The sequence below is a fragment of the Sporofaciens sp. JLR.KK001 genome (assembly GCF_036941055.1).
Classification (GTDB): Bacteria; Bacillota; Clostridia; order Lachnospirales; family Lachnospiraceae; genus Sporofaciens.
The window spans coordinates 3,720,047-3,737,186 of sequence record NZ_JAYMNO010000001.1 but is presented as its reverse complement, the minus strand read 5'-3'; the positions used below and the strand labels follow the sequence as shown (position 1 = coordinate 3,737,186).

Below are 17,140 nucleotides of genomic sequence, written 5' to 3'. Positions count from 1 at the left end.
TGCGTTTTATTATATTTATATCAGGAAGGCAGATGCAGAGTATTTATCAAGATGTCTTCTGAAATAAGGAGGATGAAGGCGTATGTCCACTACAATCGAAATCAGGAATCTGAATCAATATTATGGCAAGAAGCAGGCGTTAAGAGATATTAATCTTACGATCGAGACAGGCATGTTCGGTCTCTTGGGGAGAAACGGTGCGGGAAAGACCACACTGATGAAGGTGATCGCGACACTTTTGCCCCGGTCGGAAGGAGAAGTGACCGTGTGCGGCAGAAGTACGTTAAGAGCACAGGAGGTCCGGCGGATCGTTGGGTATCTCCCGCAGGATTTCTCTATGTATCCGAACATGACAGTGTACGAGGCGATGGATTACTTAGGCGTGCTGTCCGGATTGAGTAAGGCGAAGCGCAGGCAGCGGATCCCAAGACTTCTTGAGAGAGTGAATCTTCAGGATGACCGGAGGAAGAAGGTGAAGGCGCTGTCCGGCGGGATGAAACGGCGCCTCGGTATCGCGCAGGCAATTCTTCATAACCCTAAGGTACTGATCGTGGATGAACCAACGGCAGGACTAGACCCGGAAGAACGGGTGCGTTTCCGTAATCTTCTGTGCGAGATCGCAGAGGATCGGATTGTGATATTATCCACCCACATCGTGGGGGATATCGAGGCGACTTGTGAGGATATTGCGGTTCTGGACGAGGGGAACGTCATTTATCAGGGGACGGTGTCAGATCTGATCGCTATGGCAGAAGGGAAGGTATATTCAGCAGAGATCAGCAAGCGCGAATTAGAAATCTTGAAGAAGGACTATCTTGTGACCAGTATGCTCACCCTGGGAAATAATGTGATGGCACGTTTCCTGGCAGAAGAGAGACCCTTTGCGTCAGCGAAGCTCTGTGAAGCAGGTGTGGAAGATGCTTATATGTATCTGATGCATGCAGAGAGGGGGGAGTACGGATGTTAGGACAGTTATTTGTCAGGGAGTGCAGGCAGACGGCAAGGAGTCTTATATTCTGGCTGACAGTTTTGATACTGATCTTCGATTTTACCACGCAGCTTGGTGAGATGGAGATTGATGAAGAACCGCAGCCAGGGCAGGAGAGCTATGGTCACCGGCAGAGCAAGGATCCGGATATCATTATGAGAAGTACGCTTGGACAGCTGACAGAGGAGTATGTCCGGGAGAACTATACGACTTATCCCATTGGTTTCTATAAGAGTGTGACGCTGAATGAGAAGGATGATGCGAGGATCGGGGAGATACTGGAAGAGACGGCGGGTATTGCAGGCCGTGAATCGGCGGAACAGATAATCGAAGAGTGGTATGCCGCCCGGAATGAGCCGGGATTGGCAGGCGAGCCTTTGAAGGTGGAACCGGCAGATGGTATGACCTATGAACATTTTACCGAACTTATGGATGAAGCAGATAAGATTCTTGGCGGAGGCTCGAACTATGGTAAGGAGTACAGGGAGAAGAATGCCCAAGTTCCTATGACTTACGAGGATGCGGTGAAGGAGTACGATGCGCTGATAGAAGAGGATCGGCTGACCGGCGGATACGCCAGGCTGTTCTGCGATTATATGGTGATCTTCCTGGGGATTTTGCCGGTCTTCCTGGCGGTGACGAGGGGGCTCAGGGACCGGCGTTCCATGATGCAGGAATTGATCTATACGAGGAAATGTTCTTCGCTGACGGTCATAGTGAGCCGCTATCTGGCCATGCTCGTGATGCTGACGCTGCCCGTGCTTATATTGTCTCTGAATCCGCTGCTGAAATGTATGAGCTATGCCGGTAAGGCAGGGATTGCGGCGGATACGCTGGCATTTGTGAAATACACTTTCGGATGGCTGTTTCCGACGATCATGATCGTATCGGCGCTTGGAATGTTCCTCACAGAGCTTACCGATACGGCGGCTGCGGTGCTGGTGCAGGGGGCATGGTGGTTTATTGCCGTATTTGGCGGCGTGGACAGATTGTCGGGAGGAATGTATGGCTGGAATCCGATGCCAAGACACAATACAGAGCTTAACTGGCAGGGCTTCCATGATGGATTCGCACAGCTTGCCGCGAACAGGCTGCTCTATACGGCCGCTGCATTGCTGCTGGTCCTGCTGACTGTTCTCATATATTCTCAAAAAAGAAAAGGGAGGCTTCATATCCGTGGAAAGATACTGGCAAATCGAAAAAGTAAATCTTAAATATCATATACCGCTGCATATCCTGGTCTCTGCCCTGCTGCTTCTGATGTCGCCGTTTCTGATAGGAGTGGCGAATCTTGGGGCACAGGATACGGCAAAAGCCCTGGAGATGTATGTCGCCCTTATTGGGATCGTGCTTCTGCCTCCGGTATTCCTGCCGGAGCAGAACCATGATATCCGTGATCTTGTTTACACCAAATATCTGAACGGTCCGGCGATATACTTGGTGAGGATTCTTGGAAATATTCTGCTTATGGCAGTATTACTCGGATTGTATATCGGGATGCTCGTATATAACGAATGTGAATTCCCGGTCGGCAAATATTTCTGCGGAACATTGACGGAGATGCTGTTTTTGGGAGGCCTGGGGGTATTCTTTTATGGCTTGTGCGATAATCTGGTCATCGGATATATGGCTCCCATTGTCTACTATATAGCTGCAATCGGGGGCGGAGAGAAATATATGAAGATGCTCTATCCATTTTCCATGGTCAGGGGAAGCTATGGGGAGAAGGTATGGCTGGCCTTTGGGGCAGTGATTCTTGTGATCGGAGGAGTGTGGCTTCGATGCAGAAGGAAGCGGCGGCTTGTGCGGTAACCGTTAATATTTCGTATACATATAGAAGACCGTCTTGAAAATGCCCATGAATCGTGATACTATTGAAAGCAGTGATATGGCCTGTCATCAGCAGTTGGCAGGCGGCGAGAGAAATGGAGATTAGTAGTATGAGTAAAGTTACATTAGTGATCATGGCGGCCGGGATCGGGAGCAGATTTGGAGGCGGGATCAAGCAGTTAGAGCCAGTGGGGCCGAATGGCGAGATTATTATGGATTATTCCATCTATGATGCCATGGAGGCAGGGTTTAATAAGGTGGTATTTGTGATCCGTAAGGATCTTGAGAAGGATTTTAAAGAAGTGATCGGCAACCGGATCGAAAGGGTCGTGGATGTGGATTATGCATATCAGGAGTTGGAGAATATACCGGAGCGGTTTCGGGGCAAATTAGAAGGAAGGACGAAGCCCTGGGGAACCGGGCAGGCGATCCTCTGCTGTAAGGATGCGGTGGACGGGCCGTTCCTTGTGATCAATGCGGATGATTACTATGGGAAAGAGGCGTACAGGGAAGCTTACCGGGAGTTGGTAAAGCCCCATACAGGATCGGAGGTCAGCATGGTCGGATTCCGGCTTAGGAATACTCTGAGTAAGAACGGAACCGTGACCAGGGGCGTATGTAAGATTGACGGGGCATCTATGCTTGAGGAGATCGAAGAGACTTATGAGATTGAGGCGAAGGGAGATCATGCGGTGGCGCAGAAGGCCGGAACAGAGATCCGGCTGGATCTTGAGTCTCCGGTATCTATGAATATGTGGGGACTTCAGCCGGAGTTCTTCGAGATACTTAAGAGCGGCTTCGCGGAGTTCTTAGACAAGGTAGAAGAAGGGGATGTCAAGGCGGAGTACCTTCTTCCAAGGATCATCGGACAGCTTCTTGCGGATAAGAAGGTGCAGGTGAAGGTCTTGAAGTCCCATGATCAGTGGTTCGGCGTTACTTACAAGGAAGATAAAGGAGCGGTGGTAGAAGCAGTCCGGGAGCTGATCGCGAAGGGGGTGTATCCGGAGAGATTATTTCCTTAAGGAGAGTGTAAGATGGAACTTGTGACCCGTGAAGAGCTTCGGCTCTGATATGATGGTTACGAGATGCGGCCGGGTAAGAGGCTGTATAATCCCTGCTCGATCGTCGGGGCGCTGAGAGGAAGGATATATGAATGCGATATATCAGCGGGGTAGGGGTACTCCGCTGATTTTATGGAGAGGATAATATTGTGAAGGAATGGTTGACGAATAGAGTAGATCTTGCGGAAAAATTAATCTGGAATCTCCTGCTGTCATCAAGCTGGGCATTGATCATAGCAGTATTTTTTACAGGGCATTTATGGCAGTTGAATAATATCAGGCAGAATATGGCGTCCTTACGCATATGGGTAAGTCTGAACAGAGCGTTTCTGCTCTTTTTTGTTTTGTTCTTTATCGGTCTGCATTTTATCTTACCGGTTAAGAAGATGTATGACCGGATCTTTGAGAAGAGATGGCTTGTCGGTATATTGCTGTTATTGTTCCTAACGGTGAATCGATATCATGGAGATTCTATTACTTATTATAATGAGACGATTCAGCCGGAAGCGTGGGAAGACGATGCCTCTGTACCGATCTTTGGGAAGACGAGGGCGATACGGTCGGATGAATATATCGTAGATACGCCGTCTGCTCTGGCAGCAGGATACGGCGAACATCCGTATGGAGCCCGTAATGAGGTCATGCGGGGAGCGGAGACGTCGAATATCGCGGCGGGAGTATATGTGGGATATATGACACTGGCAAAAGCGCCGTGGGAACTGTCCTATAAGCTCCTTCCCCGGGAATATGCGTTCAGCTTTTGTTGGTATGCTAAGATTATTCTCGGGTTTTTGATGTCCATAGAATTGTTCTATCTGATCACGAAGAAGAACCGCTTGTTATCGGTGACCGGCGCTTTTTTGATTGTGTTTTCTTCCTTTTATATGTGGTGGAGATTTTCGATCCATTTTATCTCGGCGCCGGGGACGATCGTCTGTGTACATTATTTTTTGAACAGTGATAAGTTCTGGAAGAGGATATTGCTTGGACTGGGGACGGCATTATGCTTCGGTAATTTTATTCTTAATCTGTATCCGGCATGGCAGGTTCCTCTGGGATATATGTTCTTAGCCATAGGGATCTGGTGTCTGCATGAGAATTGGGAGAAGGTGAAGAAGCTTAAGCTGCGGGACTGGATGGTAATCGCTGGTGCGCTCGCATTGGTGGCAAGCTTTGTACTTTCTTATTTTCTTGTAGCTTCGGAGTATGTGGAAGTTATCAATGCGACTGTATATCCGGGGAAACGGATCAACGCGGGCGGATTCAAGCTGCACAAATTATTCTACTATGCGCAGGCTCCGTTTTATGCGTATCAGGACGTGGGAAATGCAAGTGAGGCGGGAGTCTATTTTAACCTGTTTCCAATCCCAACGCTAATGGCGGTCTATTGTTTCCTCAGAGAGAAGAAAAAGGACTGGCTTACCGGCGGGTTATTGTTGGTCCAGATTCCCATGTTGATCTACGTGACGGTCGGGTTTCCGGAGATGATAGCGAAGCTTTTGCTCTTCTCACATTCTACTCCTAAGAGACTGGTAGATGTGGTTGGGTTGATGCAGGTGTATTTGATTGTGATCTTACTGTCGCATTATAGAGATGCGGCGAAGCTTCCAAAGACGGCGGCAGGATTCATAGGAGCGGTCACGGCGGGCTTTGCCATCTGGGTATCTTCTTATAATTATCCGGATTATATGAGTCTCATCCAGAAGGTTGTGATGTTTGTCATCATCGCAGTGTCGGCGGCCTGTCTGATGATTAGTCTAAGGAGAAGGACGCAGATACTTTTTATGGCGGGCCTGATTGCCGTATCTCTGTTTACAGGGAGTTATGTCCGTCCGGTGATCAAAGGCTTTGATGCAATCTATGCGAAGCCGGTTGCCAGGGAGATCCAGAAGATTGCTGCAGATGATAAAGAGGGGAAATGGATCACGCAGGGAGTGGTCGGACTCTCGGCCTATACTGTGGCATGCGGAGCGCCCACGGTCAATTCCTGTAATGTATATCCGAATCTGGAATTGTGGGAAAGCTTAGATCCGGAGCATAAGTATTCGAATATATATAACAGGTATGCGCATGTAGATGTAGAATTTACGAACCAAAAGACTAGCTTTGAACTGGTTTGGGGGGATCATATCAAGGTAAATCTCTCATATAAGGATATAGAGAAAACAGGAGCGGCGTATCTATTGTGTCAGGGAGAATTAAAGCCGGCGGCAAATAAATACGTACAATTTGACAAAATATACGAAGAGAATGGAATGACTATTTACCATATCTTGTGTGAATGAGGTGAAAAAGGGGACGTAGTAGAATGGAATTCTACTACGTCCCCTTTTGGGCATTTTCTGATTTTAAAGTTTCTAATTCTTTCTGATACAATGCTAGTTCCTGAGCGATCTTCTTCATTCGGACCGACATCCGTGATATTGCTATTGTCAGAACAAATGTAAGTCCTAGGGAAAAGCAGAAGCCTAAAAAGAACAGCATATTTGCCGGAGTGTCGATTCCCATGATATCTGCGATTGTCTTGATCAGATCAGGGAAGAGATCCAGAATCAGGATCCCGATTCCCGCAGTAAGCCATGACAGGGCATAGCGCAGTTCCAAGGATTTCCTGCGGATCATATTGATGATGATACAGAGCGCGGAGATGATTGTGATCGCAACTATGATCTGTAGTTTTAAGGTTAACATAGATTCTCCTTTCTACTGTTGTCCCGGATCCGGGCGATCAGCATCGCCAGAGTCACCTTTATCATATAATAGGCGGACTTGTTCATAGAGATAGAAGAGTTTCCTCCGTTTCTTGCCCGCATTACTACGGGAATCTCTATGATCTTTTTGCCGTTTCGAAGGACTGTCACGACGCTCTCAGGCTCGGGGTAATCTTTGGGATAATCTTCGGCAAACTGCTTCATGACGCTCTGGCTGACCATGCGTAAACCGGAAGTGGGATCCGTGATCGTCTGACCGGTCAATAATCTGATCAGTATGGTAAAATACCGGATGCCGATACGCCGGATACCGGATGACTGGAATCCCTTCTTGTCGATAAAGCGGGAACCGATCACCATGTCTGCCTGGCTGCGTTCCATATAGTCTGCCATCTTACTTAAGAATGCCGGGTCGTGCTGCCCGTCTCCGTCTACCTGTACCGCCAGATCGTATCCGTTTCTGTAGCCGTAGATATATCCGGTCTGAACGGCGCCTCCGATCCCCAGGTTGATGGGGAGATGGATTACATTATAGTTATTCTGAGTACAGATTGTACGGGTCTTGTCCGTAGAACAGTCGTTGATGATGATATAATCGAATTCCGGTGCGTTCTCTTCTATATCTTTCACGGTTTTTTCTATATTTGCTTCTTCGTTGAACGCGGGAATAATAATAAGTTTTCTGGGATAGTCTTTCTGCATCCTGACCTCCTTGGCTGTTGTTTTCTTATTTTTTGAAAATAAAACATTTACTTAGAATATAATTTACTAACACAGCTAAAAATGCAAGAGAAATCTTGGCAAGAAGTATGCCGTTTAGAAAAAGGAACCGGCAGCTGCCGGCGTTGAGGAATTCTACTGCGATCCAGAGACCTGCTTCTTCGATGATCAGAAAGGTTCCGACTCTTGCTGCGGTGAAGGATAGAAGCTCTGTTATCAATGTATTCCAAGCCCAAGTCTTGCTCTGAAAAACAAATTGCTTATTTGTGACAAAAGCAAATAGTGTTGCTATGATAAATGTAAATATATTAGAGAGTAAATAATATCGCTCTCCGAATATTTGATTAAAGACAATAAATGTGCCGAAATTCACAATTGTAGTCATGATTCCGAAGATTAAGTAAGAGAGAGTCTCTCTGTTGGCTATCTGTTTAAATATTTTTTTCATTTTTTCCTTTCTGTATGCAGGCTATAGCGGTATTGATGCCGGCAATTTATTGTACTATATTTTAAGGGATTTGTCCATGCGTCGCAGCAATCATAAACTTTTAAGAAAATCTTAATTTTGTAATTGCAAACTGAGAAACCTTCTTATATAATAAAAAATGTCGAAAAATGCAGAAGATTAGGAGAATACGTTGAATCATGAAAAGATTTGTATATTTTCTGAAAAAGATATTATTTGTATTAGGTACGGTGCTGTCAGTGCTCCTGATGGTAGCGGCAGTAGTGATCTGCACCAGTATCCGGTGGATGTTTGATACCTGGAGTAATCTGACGATGGATGAGCTGGTGTTCCATCTGACGGCGCCCTTGGAAGGAACCAACGGGGAGATGATCGCGGAGTATTTAAGCGTGTGCGTTGCACCGGCCATATTGATCATGCTTCTGGCAGTCGTCTTGTTTGTTGCGTGGCATGATAAGAAGAGAAGATATCTGGTGCTGATGGGGGGCGGGATGGTCGTCTCGCTGACGGTGTCGGCGGTGTCTGTCCATGGCGCATGGAATAAGCTGGATGTAGGGAATTATGTAGCCGATCAGGGTACATATTCTACGTTTATAGATGATAATTACGTGGATCCGGCAGAGGTGCAGCTTAAGTTTCCGGATCAGAAGAGGAATCTGATCTATATCTTTCTGGAATCTATGGAGACCACCTATACGGATAAAGAGTCCGGAGGGGCATTTGAGGAGAATGTGATCCCGGAGCTTACCAGGCTTGCTCAGGAGAACGAGGATTTCTCCGGGTCAGACCCGCTTATTAACGGCGGTTATGCAATGCCGGGGGCAACCTGGACGATTGCGGCGATGTTCTCCCAGACTTCGGGAATTCCGCTTAGCATCTCTATCGAGGATAACAGCATGGATACCCAGGATTCCTTCTTTGCCAGTGCGATCACGCTGGGAGATATCCTTGAGCAGGCTGGATATTCGCAGTCGCTGCTGGTTGGCTCTGACGCAACCTTCGGAGGAAGGAGACTGTATTTTACAGAGCATGGGAATTTTGATGTCATAGATTATATGTATGCCAAGGATAACCAGAAGATCCCGGAAGATTACCGGGTATGGTGGGGATATGAGGACCAGAAGCTGTTTGAGTTCGCCAAGGAGAGGCTGACGGAGCTTGCCGCCGGGGAGCAGCCGTTTAATCTGACCATGCTGACGGTTGATACGCATTTTGAGGATGGATATCCCTGTCAGATCTGCAGGAGTACATATGGGGACGACCAGTATTCTAATGTAATGGCATGCTCCAGCCGTCAGGTGGACCGCTTTGTCAGATGGATCCAGCAGCAGGATTTCTATGCGAATACGACCATTGTTCTGGTTGGGGATCATCCGACGATGGATTCGGATTATTGCGAAGATGTAGACAGCGATTATGTACGCAAGGTCTACACTTCCTATATTAATCCGGCGGCGGGTGTCGCGACGGATACCAGAAGGAATTATACCACTTTTGATCATTTCCCGACTACATTGGCGTCTCTTGGCGTGCAGATCGAGGGAGAACGGCTGGGGCTTGGAACCAATCTGTTCTCCGGCAAGCAGACCTTAACGGAGCGTTTTGGGCTTGACTATCAGAAGCGGGAGATCGGAAGGAAATCCGAATTGATGGAGAGACTGGCGAATCTGGACGAGAATAAGCGGGAGCTGTTGATGCGGGAAGGAGAATTGGCGGATATCACAGTTGGAGAGTATGATATCATGGCGGGAGTGATACCGATAGAAGTGAGGGATATCGCCAATGTGCCGGAAGGAGTCGAGAGTGTCCAGATGGCGGTGTGGACGGCAGGCGACCAGACGGATATGCAGTGGATCCAGATGGGGATGCAGGAAGACGGGAGTTATCTTGCACAGATCAATGTGCCGAGCTTTGGTTATAAATCGGGTGAATATCGTGTGCATGTGTATGTAGTGGACAGAACAGGAGCACAATACTTACTGGGCGCAGTTGAGGCGTATGTGCGGTAAATGAGAGGAGTATCGGGTCACCTCTTTCTTGGGCAGACATTCGGGAGCATTGCCTGGTCTGTGTGAGAAGGGGTGGCCCGAACCCTTGTCTGAACTATTACAAGGAATATTAGGGAGTGGCAGATATTATGAAGAAATTAATAGAACAGATCATGAAGTTTGGAGTGGTAGGAGTTCTTTGTTTCCTGATCGATTATGGGTTGATGATACTTTTGACGGAGCGGTTTGGAGTGGCATACCTGATATCTTCGGGAATCTCTTTCTCTGTGTCAGTGATCGTAAACTATATACTGAGCCTGACGTTCGTGTTTGACACGGGCAAGGATAAGAATAAGATCGCAGAGTTCGTGATCTTCGTGGTATTAAGCGTCATTGGACTGGGGATCAACCAGGTTCTGATGTGGGTGTGTGTGGAGAAGCTTCATATATATTATATGATCTCCAAGATCGGAGTGACCGGTGTGGTGATGGTTTACAATTTTATCACGAGGAAACTGATCTTAGAGAAAAGGGAATCGTGAATAATGACGAATTGTTACAAACTTGTTACGAATTTCGGTTCAAATCTTGAAATGTAGGTAATTCTGATATATAATATAGAAGTTAACGTAAGAGTCGTAGGATTCCCCTGCGACGGGCATAACAAGGAGGAAGTGACATGATGAAACGAATAAGGGGAAAGATTGCAGGAGTTCTGACTGCTGTATTGTTAGGTATGGCGATATTTCCTAACACTGTAGCGGCGACGGGGGAGCTTCCCGGGGAGACGGTTGCCGAGGGCGGTACAGAGAATCTTCCTGCAGATCCTTCAGGTACGGATGAAGGAACTGCGCCGGTTGATGAAGCGGGCGAACCGATCGCCGCACCGGATGCAGAGCCGGACACACAGAGTCCGGATGCGCAGGAACCGCAGAATCCAGAGGAGTCTGGTGAGCCGGAGGCGCAGAGTCTGGAAGACGGGACGGAGGGAGAGCCGGAAGCGGAGGCTCCGGGACTGATCAATTACATAGGAGTCGATCTTCCGTATGTTCAGGCGCCGGCAGAGCAGAAGCTTGCGGTATCCTACGGAGACGGTACGGAGAATGTGACGGATGCGAAGCTTGTCTGCGCAAGGCCTGACGGCAGCGAGATGGAGCTTGGCCTGACGAACAGGGAAGAGAGCCTCTATCTGTTCGGACGCACATTCGAGGAGAGCGAAGCCGGAGTGTACAAGCTGTTACGCTTCGTGTATGTACAGGACGGCGAAGAGCAGGTAATCAATCTGCCGGATATCGGAATCGACGCGATGTTCGGTGTTAATGAATATTATCCGGGATATGAGAATTCGGAGGCGGTCGATATCGCAGAAGAGGCCGGAGTGGCGGTGCCCGCAGAGGAAGCAGCGGCAGAGCCGGCGGCATTGGCAGCGATGGAGGAAGCCGGGGTTACGCCGGAAGAGGTTGAGGTATCGGTAGTCAGTGTTGATGTGAATGATGTGGGAAGCGCTGAGACGGATGTTGAGGAGACTCTCGAGACAGTTGCCGAGGAGGTTGACGCTGATCAGAAGGTGTCGAAGAATTCCGGCGTTGGTTTTGCTGATACGGCGGCAGCTGTGTTATCATCAGTGGCGGATATCATTATGCCGGCATCGACGGCTAAGGCCGCGGGGAATAAGGTGGTAGTGCTCGATCCGGGCCACGGCGGATCGGACGGCGGAGCAAGCGCTAACGGACTGACAGAGAAGAATCTGACGCTTAAGATCGCTCAGTATTGTAAGGCGGAGCTAGAAGGTTACGGCGGTGTGACCGTCTATATGACGAGAACCGGTGATAAGGCCGTTGGCCTGACAGAACGTGTCAATATGGCGAAGAGCTGGGGAGCGGATGTATTCGTCAGCTTGCATATTAATTCGGCTACAGCGTCGGCAAAGGGTGTTGAGGTATGGTATCCGAATAAGAATTACAAACCTGAAATACACGAAGACGGCAAAGAGCTGGCAAAGTATATCCTGGACCAGCTGACAGATCTGGGATTATATGACCGCGGAATCAAGATAAAGGACTACCAGAGCAGTGACGGAAGTGATCCGGTCAAGTATCCGGACGGATCATTGGCAGATTATTATTCTGTGATCAGAGACAGTAAGAGAGCAGGTTTTCCAGGTATCATCGTGGAACATGCGTTTATAACGAATACACAAGACGCTCAGCTTCTCGCACAGGACAGCAAGCTTAAGCAGATGGGTATTGCCGATGCAACAGGTATTGCCAATTACTTAGGATTATCCAAGGGTACCAGCGTCAGGGTCACGAACCAGAACGATTTCGCCGGAACGGCTGATATCAAGGCGAACGGCCTTGGAAGCAACGGGAAGGTCAAGGTGACGCATCAGTCGACCGGTACGACTAAGAGATATTCCCTTTCCAGCGGAACCGGTACGATTCAGTTCAAGGTCAGTGATTTTGGCAATGGGCGCGGATCCTATCTGGTAGAGGGACAGAATTCGTCAGGAAGGGTGCTTCATACGACTTCCTTCAACATGGCGGATACAAGCTGTAATGTATATGTGGATCCGGTCGGCAACGACAGAGAATATAAGATCGTAGCCAAGTTCAACGGGAAGACTCCTTCCGGGATATCGGCGGTTCAGATACCGGTATGGAGCGAGGAGAACGGGCAGGACGATATCATATGGTATTCGGCAAAAGAGGTTTCAAGCGGGAACTGGCAGATAACGGTTGATGTCAGCAATCACAGATCCGCCGGCAATTATGTCGTACATAGCTATGCACTGATGTCGGACGGACGGACGCAGAATTTCCTTGGAGCAACCTCTTTCAATGTATCTACGCCGGCAGTAGCGCCGACGCTTACGGCTATGACAGAGAATTATGACGAGAAGGCAGGAACCTTCGACGTTATCATCAAGAATGTCAGCTCATCAGCGGGTGTTAAAGAGGTTCATGTGCCGGTGTGGTGTGCTGCCGATCAGAGCGATATCCATTGGTACACGGCGAAGAAGCAGAGCAACGGCGACTACAAGGTGACGGTAGATGCGGCGAACCATGGGTATGCAGCAGGTAATTATACGATCCATGTCTACGTGACAAGCGGAAATGGTGTCATGACCTTCGGAGGAACGGCGCCGGGTGTGAATGTGAAAGCAGTGGAGCGGGATATGAAGATCACTGCCGTAGATACTGACGGCAAGGAGATGAAATATCAGCTTACCGCAGCGAATGCAAGCAGTCTTGGTTCCGTGAAGGCAGTACAGTTTGCGACCTGGAGCGAGGAAGGCGGACAGGATGATATCCGCTGGTATAACGGAAGCAAGGGGGCATCCGGCAAATGGACTGCGACGGCGGATATTAAGAACCATAAGACAGCAGGAAGATATAATGTACATGTATATGTAACCCTGTCCAACGGTTCCATGAAGTTTCTGGGATCAACGACATTTACGGTATCTAAGCCGACACTGTCTGTTGTCTCAGGCGGATATGACAAGGGCAAAGGAATCTTTGATGTTACGATCACTAACGTGGCGTCCGTGTCGGGAGTGGAGAAGATCCAGATACCGGTATGGTGTGCGAAGAACCAGAGTGATATCAAATGGTACGACGCAGAGAGGCAGAAGAACGGAAGCTATAAGGCGACGGTAAGAATGTCGAATCACGGCTATTCCGTAGGGAAGTATCAGGTACATACCTATATTACAGCAGGAAACGGAGTTATGGCGTTCGGCGGTGCGGCGGCGGCTGTTGATGTGACGCTGCCGAAGGTGGATATTACGGCGTCCGATCTGGATGGAAACGGAACCAATTATGCGCTGAGAGCATCCAATACCGATATCTTCGGTGCGATCCGAGGCGTACAGTTTGCAACCTGGAGCGTTGAGAATGGCCAGGATGATATAAGATGGTACAGCGGTACCAAGAATGCGTCCGGACAGTGGGCGGCAACGGCGAACGTGAAGAATCATGGATCTGCCGGAAGATATAACGTGCATGTATATGCGACACTGGCTGATGGACGGCTGAGTTTCTTAGGTTCTACCGTATTCGATGTGCCGAAGGCATCTGTATCAGACATTAAGGTGGAAGGATATAATACAAGCTCCGGGGCGTTCAAGGTTGTAGTATCCGGCGCAAAAGCACCGGGTGGAGTTTCAGAGGTTCAAGTGCCGGTATGGTGTGCGGCGAACCAGAATGATATCAAGTGGTATAAAGCAGAAAAACAAAGCAACGGTACCTATGTAGCGAATGTGAATCCAACAAACCATAAGAACAATTCAGGACTTTATAAGATTCATGTATATATTACAGCGGGGAATGGGGCATTATCTTTTGTAGGTAATACTTCACAGATTGTAGAAGCTACCGGGTATTCGATTATGGGGCAGACCTCTGTGAACAAGAGTCAAATGGTAGCATATTACAAGCAAAGTGGTTATACTTATCCAGGCGTAGAGTTAGGTAAAGGTGGAGCGCTTACTATTGAAGATTTCTGTCAGATTGTTCTGGATGAAGCAGCTGCAGAGGGGGTTCGTGCAGAAGTAGCTTTTGCACAGACTATGAAAGAGACTAAGTGGTTGCAGTATCCTCAAAGTGGTATTGCTTATGTCCATCAGTTCAATTTCGCGGGACTTGGAGCATTAGATGGAAATAAAAAAGGAGATTGTTCAAGTTTTAAGGATGTCAGGGAAGGTGTAAGAGCACAAATTCAACATCTGAAAGCTTATGCCAGTACTGAACCGTTGAATCAAGCGTGTGTTGATACAAGATTTAAATATGTGAAAAGAGGGTGTGCCCCATACGTTGAATGGCTTGGTATTAAAGAGAATCCTAATGGGGTGGGTTGGGCGTCAGATCCGACCTACGGCAGCTCACTTGCTGGTATGATCAAGAAACTAATCACCATGTAAAAGTTGCAATCAATGGGTAGAAGTGATATAATAGTCGGGAATTGCAGAGAATGTATGCTTAGGAACATAGGTGTTGAACAATGAATAGGAATAGATACACATCTGTAAGTACAGATTATTGAACAGAATTATAAATCGTAAACCGGCAGTATCAACTGATACTGCTAGTTTGCGTTTTGATAAGCATCAATAGATCATTATATTCATCTGGGAATAATCAGGGCAGGAGACAGCTTGTTTCCAGATGAATGCAATGATTTGGCGCAGTTCATTATTATACTAGGAGGAAGAGTTTTGTCTGCATATATACAGAATTTTATAAAGTTTCAGCCATTATTAGGAGAATTGATAGCAAGAGATATTAAGATCAAGTACCGCCGTTCGGTCCTGGGGGTTTTGTGGACGCTGCTGAACCCTCTGTGTATGATGATCGTGCTGTCGGTCGTCTTCTCGAATATCTTCAAGTTCGATATTGAGAATTTTCCGCTCTATATCTTAAGCGGGCAGTTGATCTTCAACTTTTTCTCCGATGCGACGACCAGTTCCATGTCATCCATCGTATCGAGCGCGTCATTGATCAAGAAGGTATATGTTCCGAAGTATCTTTTTGTACTTTCGCACATTTTTTCGAGTTTTATTAACCTGATGGCGTCCTTTACGGCGCTTTTGCTGGTCATGATGGCCACCAGGACAGAGCTGCACTGGACGACGCTGCTTGCACCGGTGCCGTTGCTTTTGCTGGTTTTATTCTCACTGGGAGTGGGATTGGTCCTTGCGGCTGTTACCGTCAAGTTCCGGGATATCATGCATCTGTATTCGGTATTTATCACGGCGCTCATGTATCTGACGCCGGTGATCTATCCGATGGCGATGCTGCCGGAATGGCTGACAGGCTTCGTGATGCTCAATCCGATCACGAATATCGTACTTATGTTCCGTAACGTGATGCTTTACAATACTTTCTTTGGGTGGAGGTCATTGTTCGTGGCGGTGGTAGAGACAGGAATTATGCTTATGATAGGTTTCTGGGTATTCTATAAGAATCAGGATAATTTTATATTGAATCTATAGGAGAGAATATTAGGAGAGAATATATGAGTGACAAAGTGATGGTCAAGGTGGAGCATGTATCCATGAAGTTTAATCTGTCTTCCGAGAAGTTTGACAGTTTTAAGGAATACGTGATCAAGAGCCTTAAGAACCAGGTGTCTTTTGAGGAATTCTGGGCGTTGAGGGACGTGTCCTTCGAGGTGATGCAGGGAGATGCCCTGGGGTTGATCGGACTGAACGGGAGCGGTAAGAGTACTATGCTCAAGACGATCGCAGGTGTCTTGAAGCCCACGGAAGGCTCCGTGCATGTGAACGGAAGCGTCGCCCCGCTGATCGAGCTTGGAGCCGGTTTTGATATGGATCTGACGGCGCGGGAGAATGTCTTCCTGAACGGGGCGCTTCTGGGGCATTCGAGGCGAGAGATGGAAGCTTTCTATGATGATATCGTGAGTTTCTCGGAGCTTGAGAATTTCATGAATGTTCCGGTTAAGAACTTTTCGTCAGGGATGGTGTCAAGACTCGCATTTTCCATTGCCACTATCGGCGTACCGGATATTTTGATTGTGGATGAGGTACTCTCTGTGGGAGATTTCCGGTTCCAGGAGAAGTGTGAACGGCGCATTCAGGCTATGGCGGATCAAGGAACTACGATTCTGTTCGTATCACACAGCATCGCACAGGTGAAGAAGATCTGTGATAAGATCGCATGGCTTGAGAGCGGGCAGTTGAAACGGTTTGGCGCGGCAAGTGATATCTGTAAGGAATATGAACAATCATAGATGATGAGGTTGACAATGAAGAAAAGGGTAAGTTGGATCGTGATGATCATCCTTGTGCTGGTGTTTGCATACTGGTATGCGCATATCGCAAAGATGAACATGATATATGACAAGGGTGTGGATAACAGCGAATATATAAGCATGGGTATCCTGGAGGATCAGCGGGTAGAGCAGAAGTTTGTATGCCGTGAGGATACGATGGATGGGATCTATGTGAAGTGTCAGGTCACCGGGGATGTGACGGATGTGAATGTCTGTTACAGGATCACAAGCGGATCGCCCAATACGCCTGTTGCAAGCGGAAGCTATCCGGCCAGTGAGCTTAAGGCATCCAAGTTCAATAAGCTTACGTTTGACACGATAGAAGACAGCAGGGACAAGGAATATACTCTATCTATATGGTCTGATCCGGTTTCAGCCAGGAAGGGAGTTTCGTTCTATTATCAGCCTGAGACGGAGGAAGGGACGGAGCTTACCATCGGCGGCAGTGCGGTGAATGGAACCATGATCATGCGGACGGTCACGAATCGGTTTGATATGGAGACGTTCTGTGTAGTCATTATATTTATTGCATTTATTACTGCATTTATGAAGATTTTGTATAAATTATTTGAATAGGTGAG

The 17,140-nt window shown here is 47.8% G+C and carries 15 protein-coding genes; 12 read left to right on the top strand and 3 right to left on the bottom strand.

Annotated elements, in window-relative coordinates:
- Nucleotides 1–82: 82 nt before the first annotated feature.
- The 5 genes from VSQ62_RS19025 (at nucleotide 83) to VSQ62_RS19005 (ending at nucleotide 6,164) form a co-directional block, all read left to right on the top strand.
- Nucleotides 83–967, top strand: coding sequence for an ABC transporter ATP-binding protein (locus VSQ62_RS19025; protein ID WP_334636343.1), 885 nt, complete (start codon nucleotides 83–85; stop codon nucleotides 965–967).
- Nucleotides 961–2,202, top strand: a complete 1,242-nt coding sequence (locus VSQ62_RS19020; RefSeq protein WP_334636342.1) for an ABC transporter permease — start codon at nucleotides 961–963, stop codon at nucleotides 2,200–2,202. The genes VSQ62_RS19025 and VSQ62_RS19020 overlap by 7 nt, the downstream gene beginning before the upstream one ends.
- A complete protein-coding gene (locus VSQ62_RS19015; protein WP_334636341.1) occupies nucleotides 2,165–2,800 on the top strand; it encodes a hypothetical protein in 636 nt (211 codons plus the stop codon). Before VSQ62_RS19020 ends, VSQ62_RS19015 begins: the two co-directional genes overlap by 38 nt.
- A 128-nt stretch (nucleotides 2,801–2,928) precedes the next feature.
- On the top strand, nucleotides 2,929–3,840 hold the full coding sequence (locus tag VSQ62_RS19010; RefSeq protein WP_334636340.1) for a nucleotidyltransferase family protein: 912 nt from the start codon (nucleotides 2,929–2,931) through the stop codon (nucleotides 3,838–3,840).
- 188 nt (nucleotides 3,841–4,028) lie between these two features.
- The gene (locus VSQ62_RS19005; protein ID WP_334636339.1) at nucleotides 4,029–6,164 is read left to right on the top strand and encodes a DUF7657 domain-containing protein; all 2,136 of its coding nucleotides are present in this window, start codon (nucleotides 4,029–4,031) and stop codon (nucleotides 6,162–6,164) included.
- Nucleotides 6,165–6,198: 34 nt separating this feature from the next.
- Here VSQ62_RS19005 and VSQ62_RS19000 read toward each other — a convergent pair whose 3' ends face one another.
- The 3 genes from VSQ62_RS19000 to VSQ62_RS18990 are packed head-to-tail and all read right to left on the bottom strand — an operon-like array spanning nucleotide 6,199 to nucleotide 7,758.
- Nucleotides 6,199–6,570 (bottom strand): DUF2304 domain-containing protein, encoded by a 372-nt coding sequence (locus VSQ62_RS19000; protein ID WP_334636338.1) that lies wholly within the window; start codon nucleotides 6,568–6,570, stop codon nucleotides 6,199–6,201.
- On the bottom strand, nucleotides 6,564–7,292 hold the full coding sequence (locus VSQ62_RS18995; protein ID WP_334636337.1) for a glycosyltransferase family 2 protein: 729 nt from the start codon (nucleotides 7,290–7,292) through the stop codon (nucleotides 6,564–6,566). Before VSQ62_RS18995 ends, VSQ62_RS19000 begins: the two co-directional genes overlap by 7 nt.
- A 25-nt stretch (nucleotides 7,293–7,317) precedes the next feature.
- A complete protein-coding gene (locus VSQ62_RS18990) occupies nucleotides 7,318–7,758 on the bottom strand; it encodes a GtrA family protein (RefSeq protein ID WP_334636336.1) in 441 nt (146 codons plus the stop codon).
- Nucleotides 7,759–7,955: 197 nt separating this feature from the next.
- On the opposite strand from VSQ62_RS18990, the gene VSQ62_RS18985 reads away from it, so the two are divergent.
- The 7 genes from VSQ62_RS18985 to VSQ62_RS18960 all read left to right on the top strand — a co-directional run bounded on the left by VSQ62_RS18985 (nucleotide 7,956) and on the right by VSQ62_RS18960 (nucleotide 17,135).
- Nucleotides 7,956–9,785 carry a GBS Bsp-like repeat-containing protein gene (locus VSQ62_RS18985; protein ID WP_334636335.1) on the top strand — a complete coding sequence of 610 codons (1,830 nt, stop codon included), beginning with the start codon at nucleotides 7,956–7,958 and terminating at the stop codon, nucleotides 9,783–9,785.
- 128 nt (nucleotides 9,786–9,913) lie between these two features.
- On the top strand, nucleotides 9,914–10,306 hold the full coding sequence (locus VSQ62_RS18980) for a GtrA family protein (RefSeq protein WP_334636334.1): 393 nt from the start codon (nucleotides 9,914–9,916) through the stop codon (nucleotides 10,304–10,306).
- A gap of 137 nt (nucleotides 10,307–10,443) precedes the next feature.
- On the top strand, nucleotides 10,444–14,688 hold the full coding sequence (locus VSQ62_RS18975; RefSeq protein ID WP_334636333.1) for a GBS Bsp-like repeat-containing protein: 4,245 nt from the start codon (nucleotides 10,444–10,446) through the stop codon (nucleotides 14,686–14,688).
- A gap of 302 nt (nucleotides 14,689–14,990) precedes the next feature.
- Nucleotides 14,991–15,053: a hypothetical protein gene (locus VSQ62_RS32500; RefSeq protein WP_350339930.1), complete on the top strand. Its 63-nt coding sequence runs from the start codon at nucleotides 14,991–14,993 to the stop codon at nucleotides 15,051–15,053.
- Entirely contained in the window at nucleotides 15,034–15,759 is a 726-nt protein-coding gene (locus tag VSQ62_RS18970; protein WP_350339929.1) for an ABC transporter permease, read from the top strand. Before VSQ62_RS32500 ends, VSQ62_RS18970 begins: the two co-directional genes overlap by 20 nt.
- Before the next feature lie 23 nt (nucleotides 15,760–15,782).
- Nucleotides 15,783–16,517: an ABC transporter ATP-binding protein gene (locus tag VSQ62_RS18965; protein ID WP_334636331.1), complete on the top strand. Its 735-nt coding sequence runs from the start codon at nucleotides 15,783–15,785 to the stop codon at nucleotides 16,515–16,517.
- A gap of 15 nt (nucleotides 16,518–16,532) precedes the next feature.
- Nucleotides 16,533–17,135: a hypothetical protein gene (locus VSQ62_RS18960; protein WP_334636330.1), complete on the top strand. Its 603-nt coding sequence runs from the start codon at nucleotides 16,533–16,535 to the stop codon at nucleotides 17,133–17,135.
- Nucleotides 17,136–17,140: the final 5 nt, after the last annotated feature.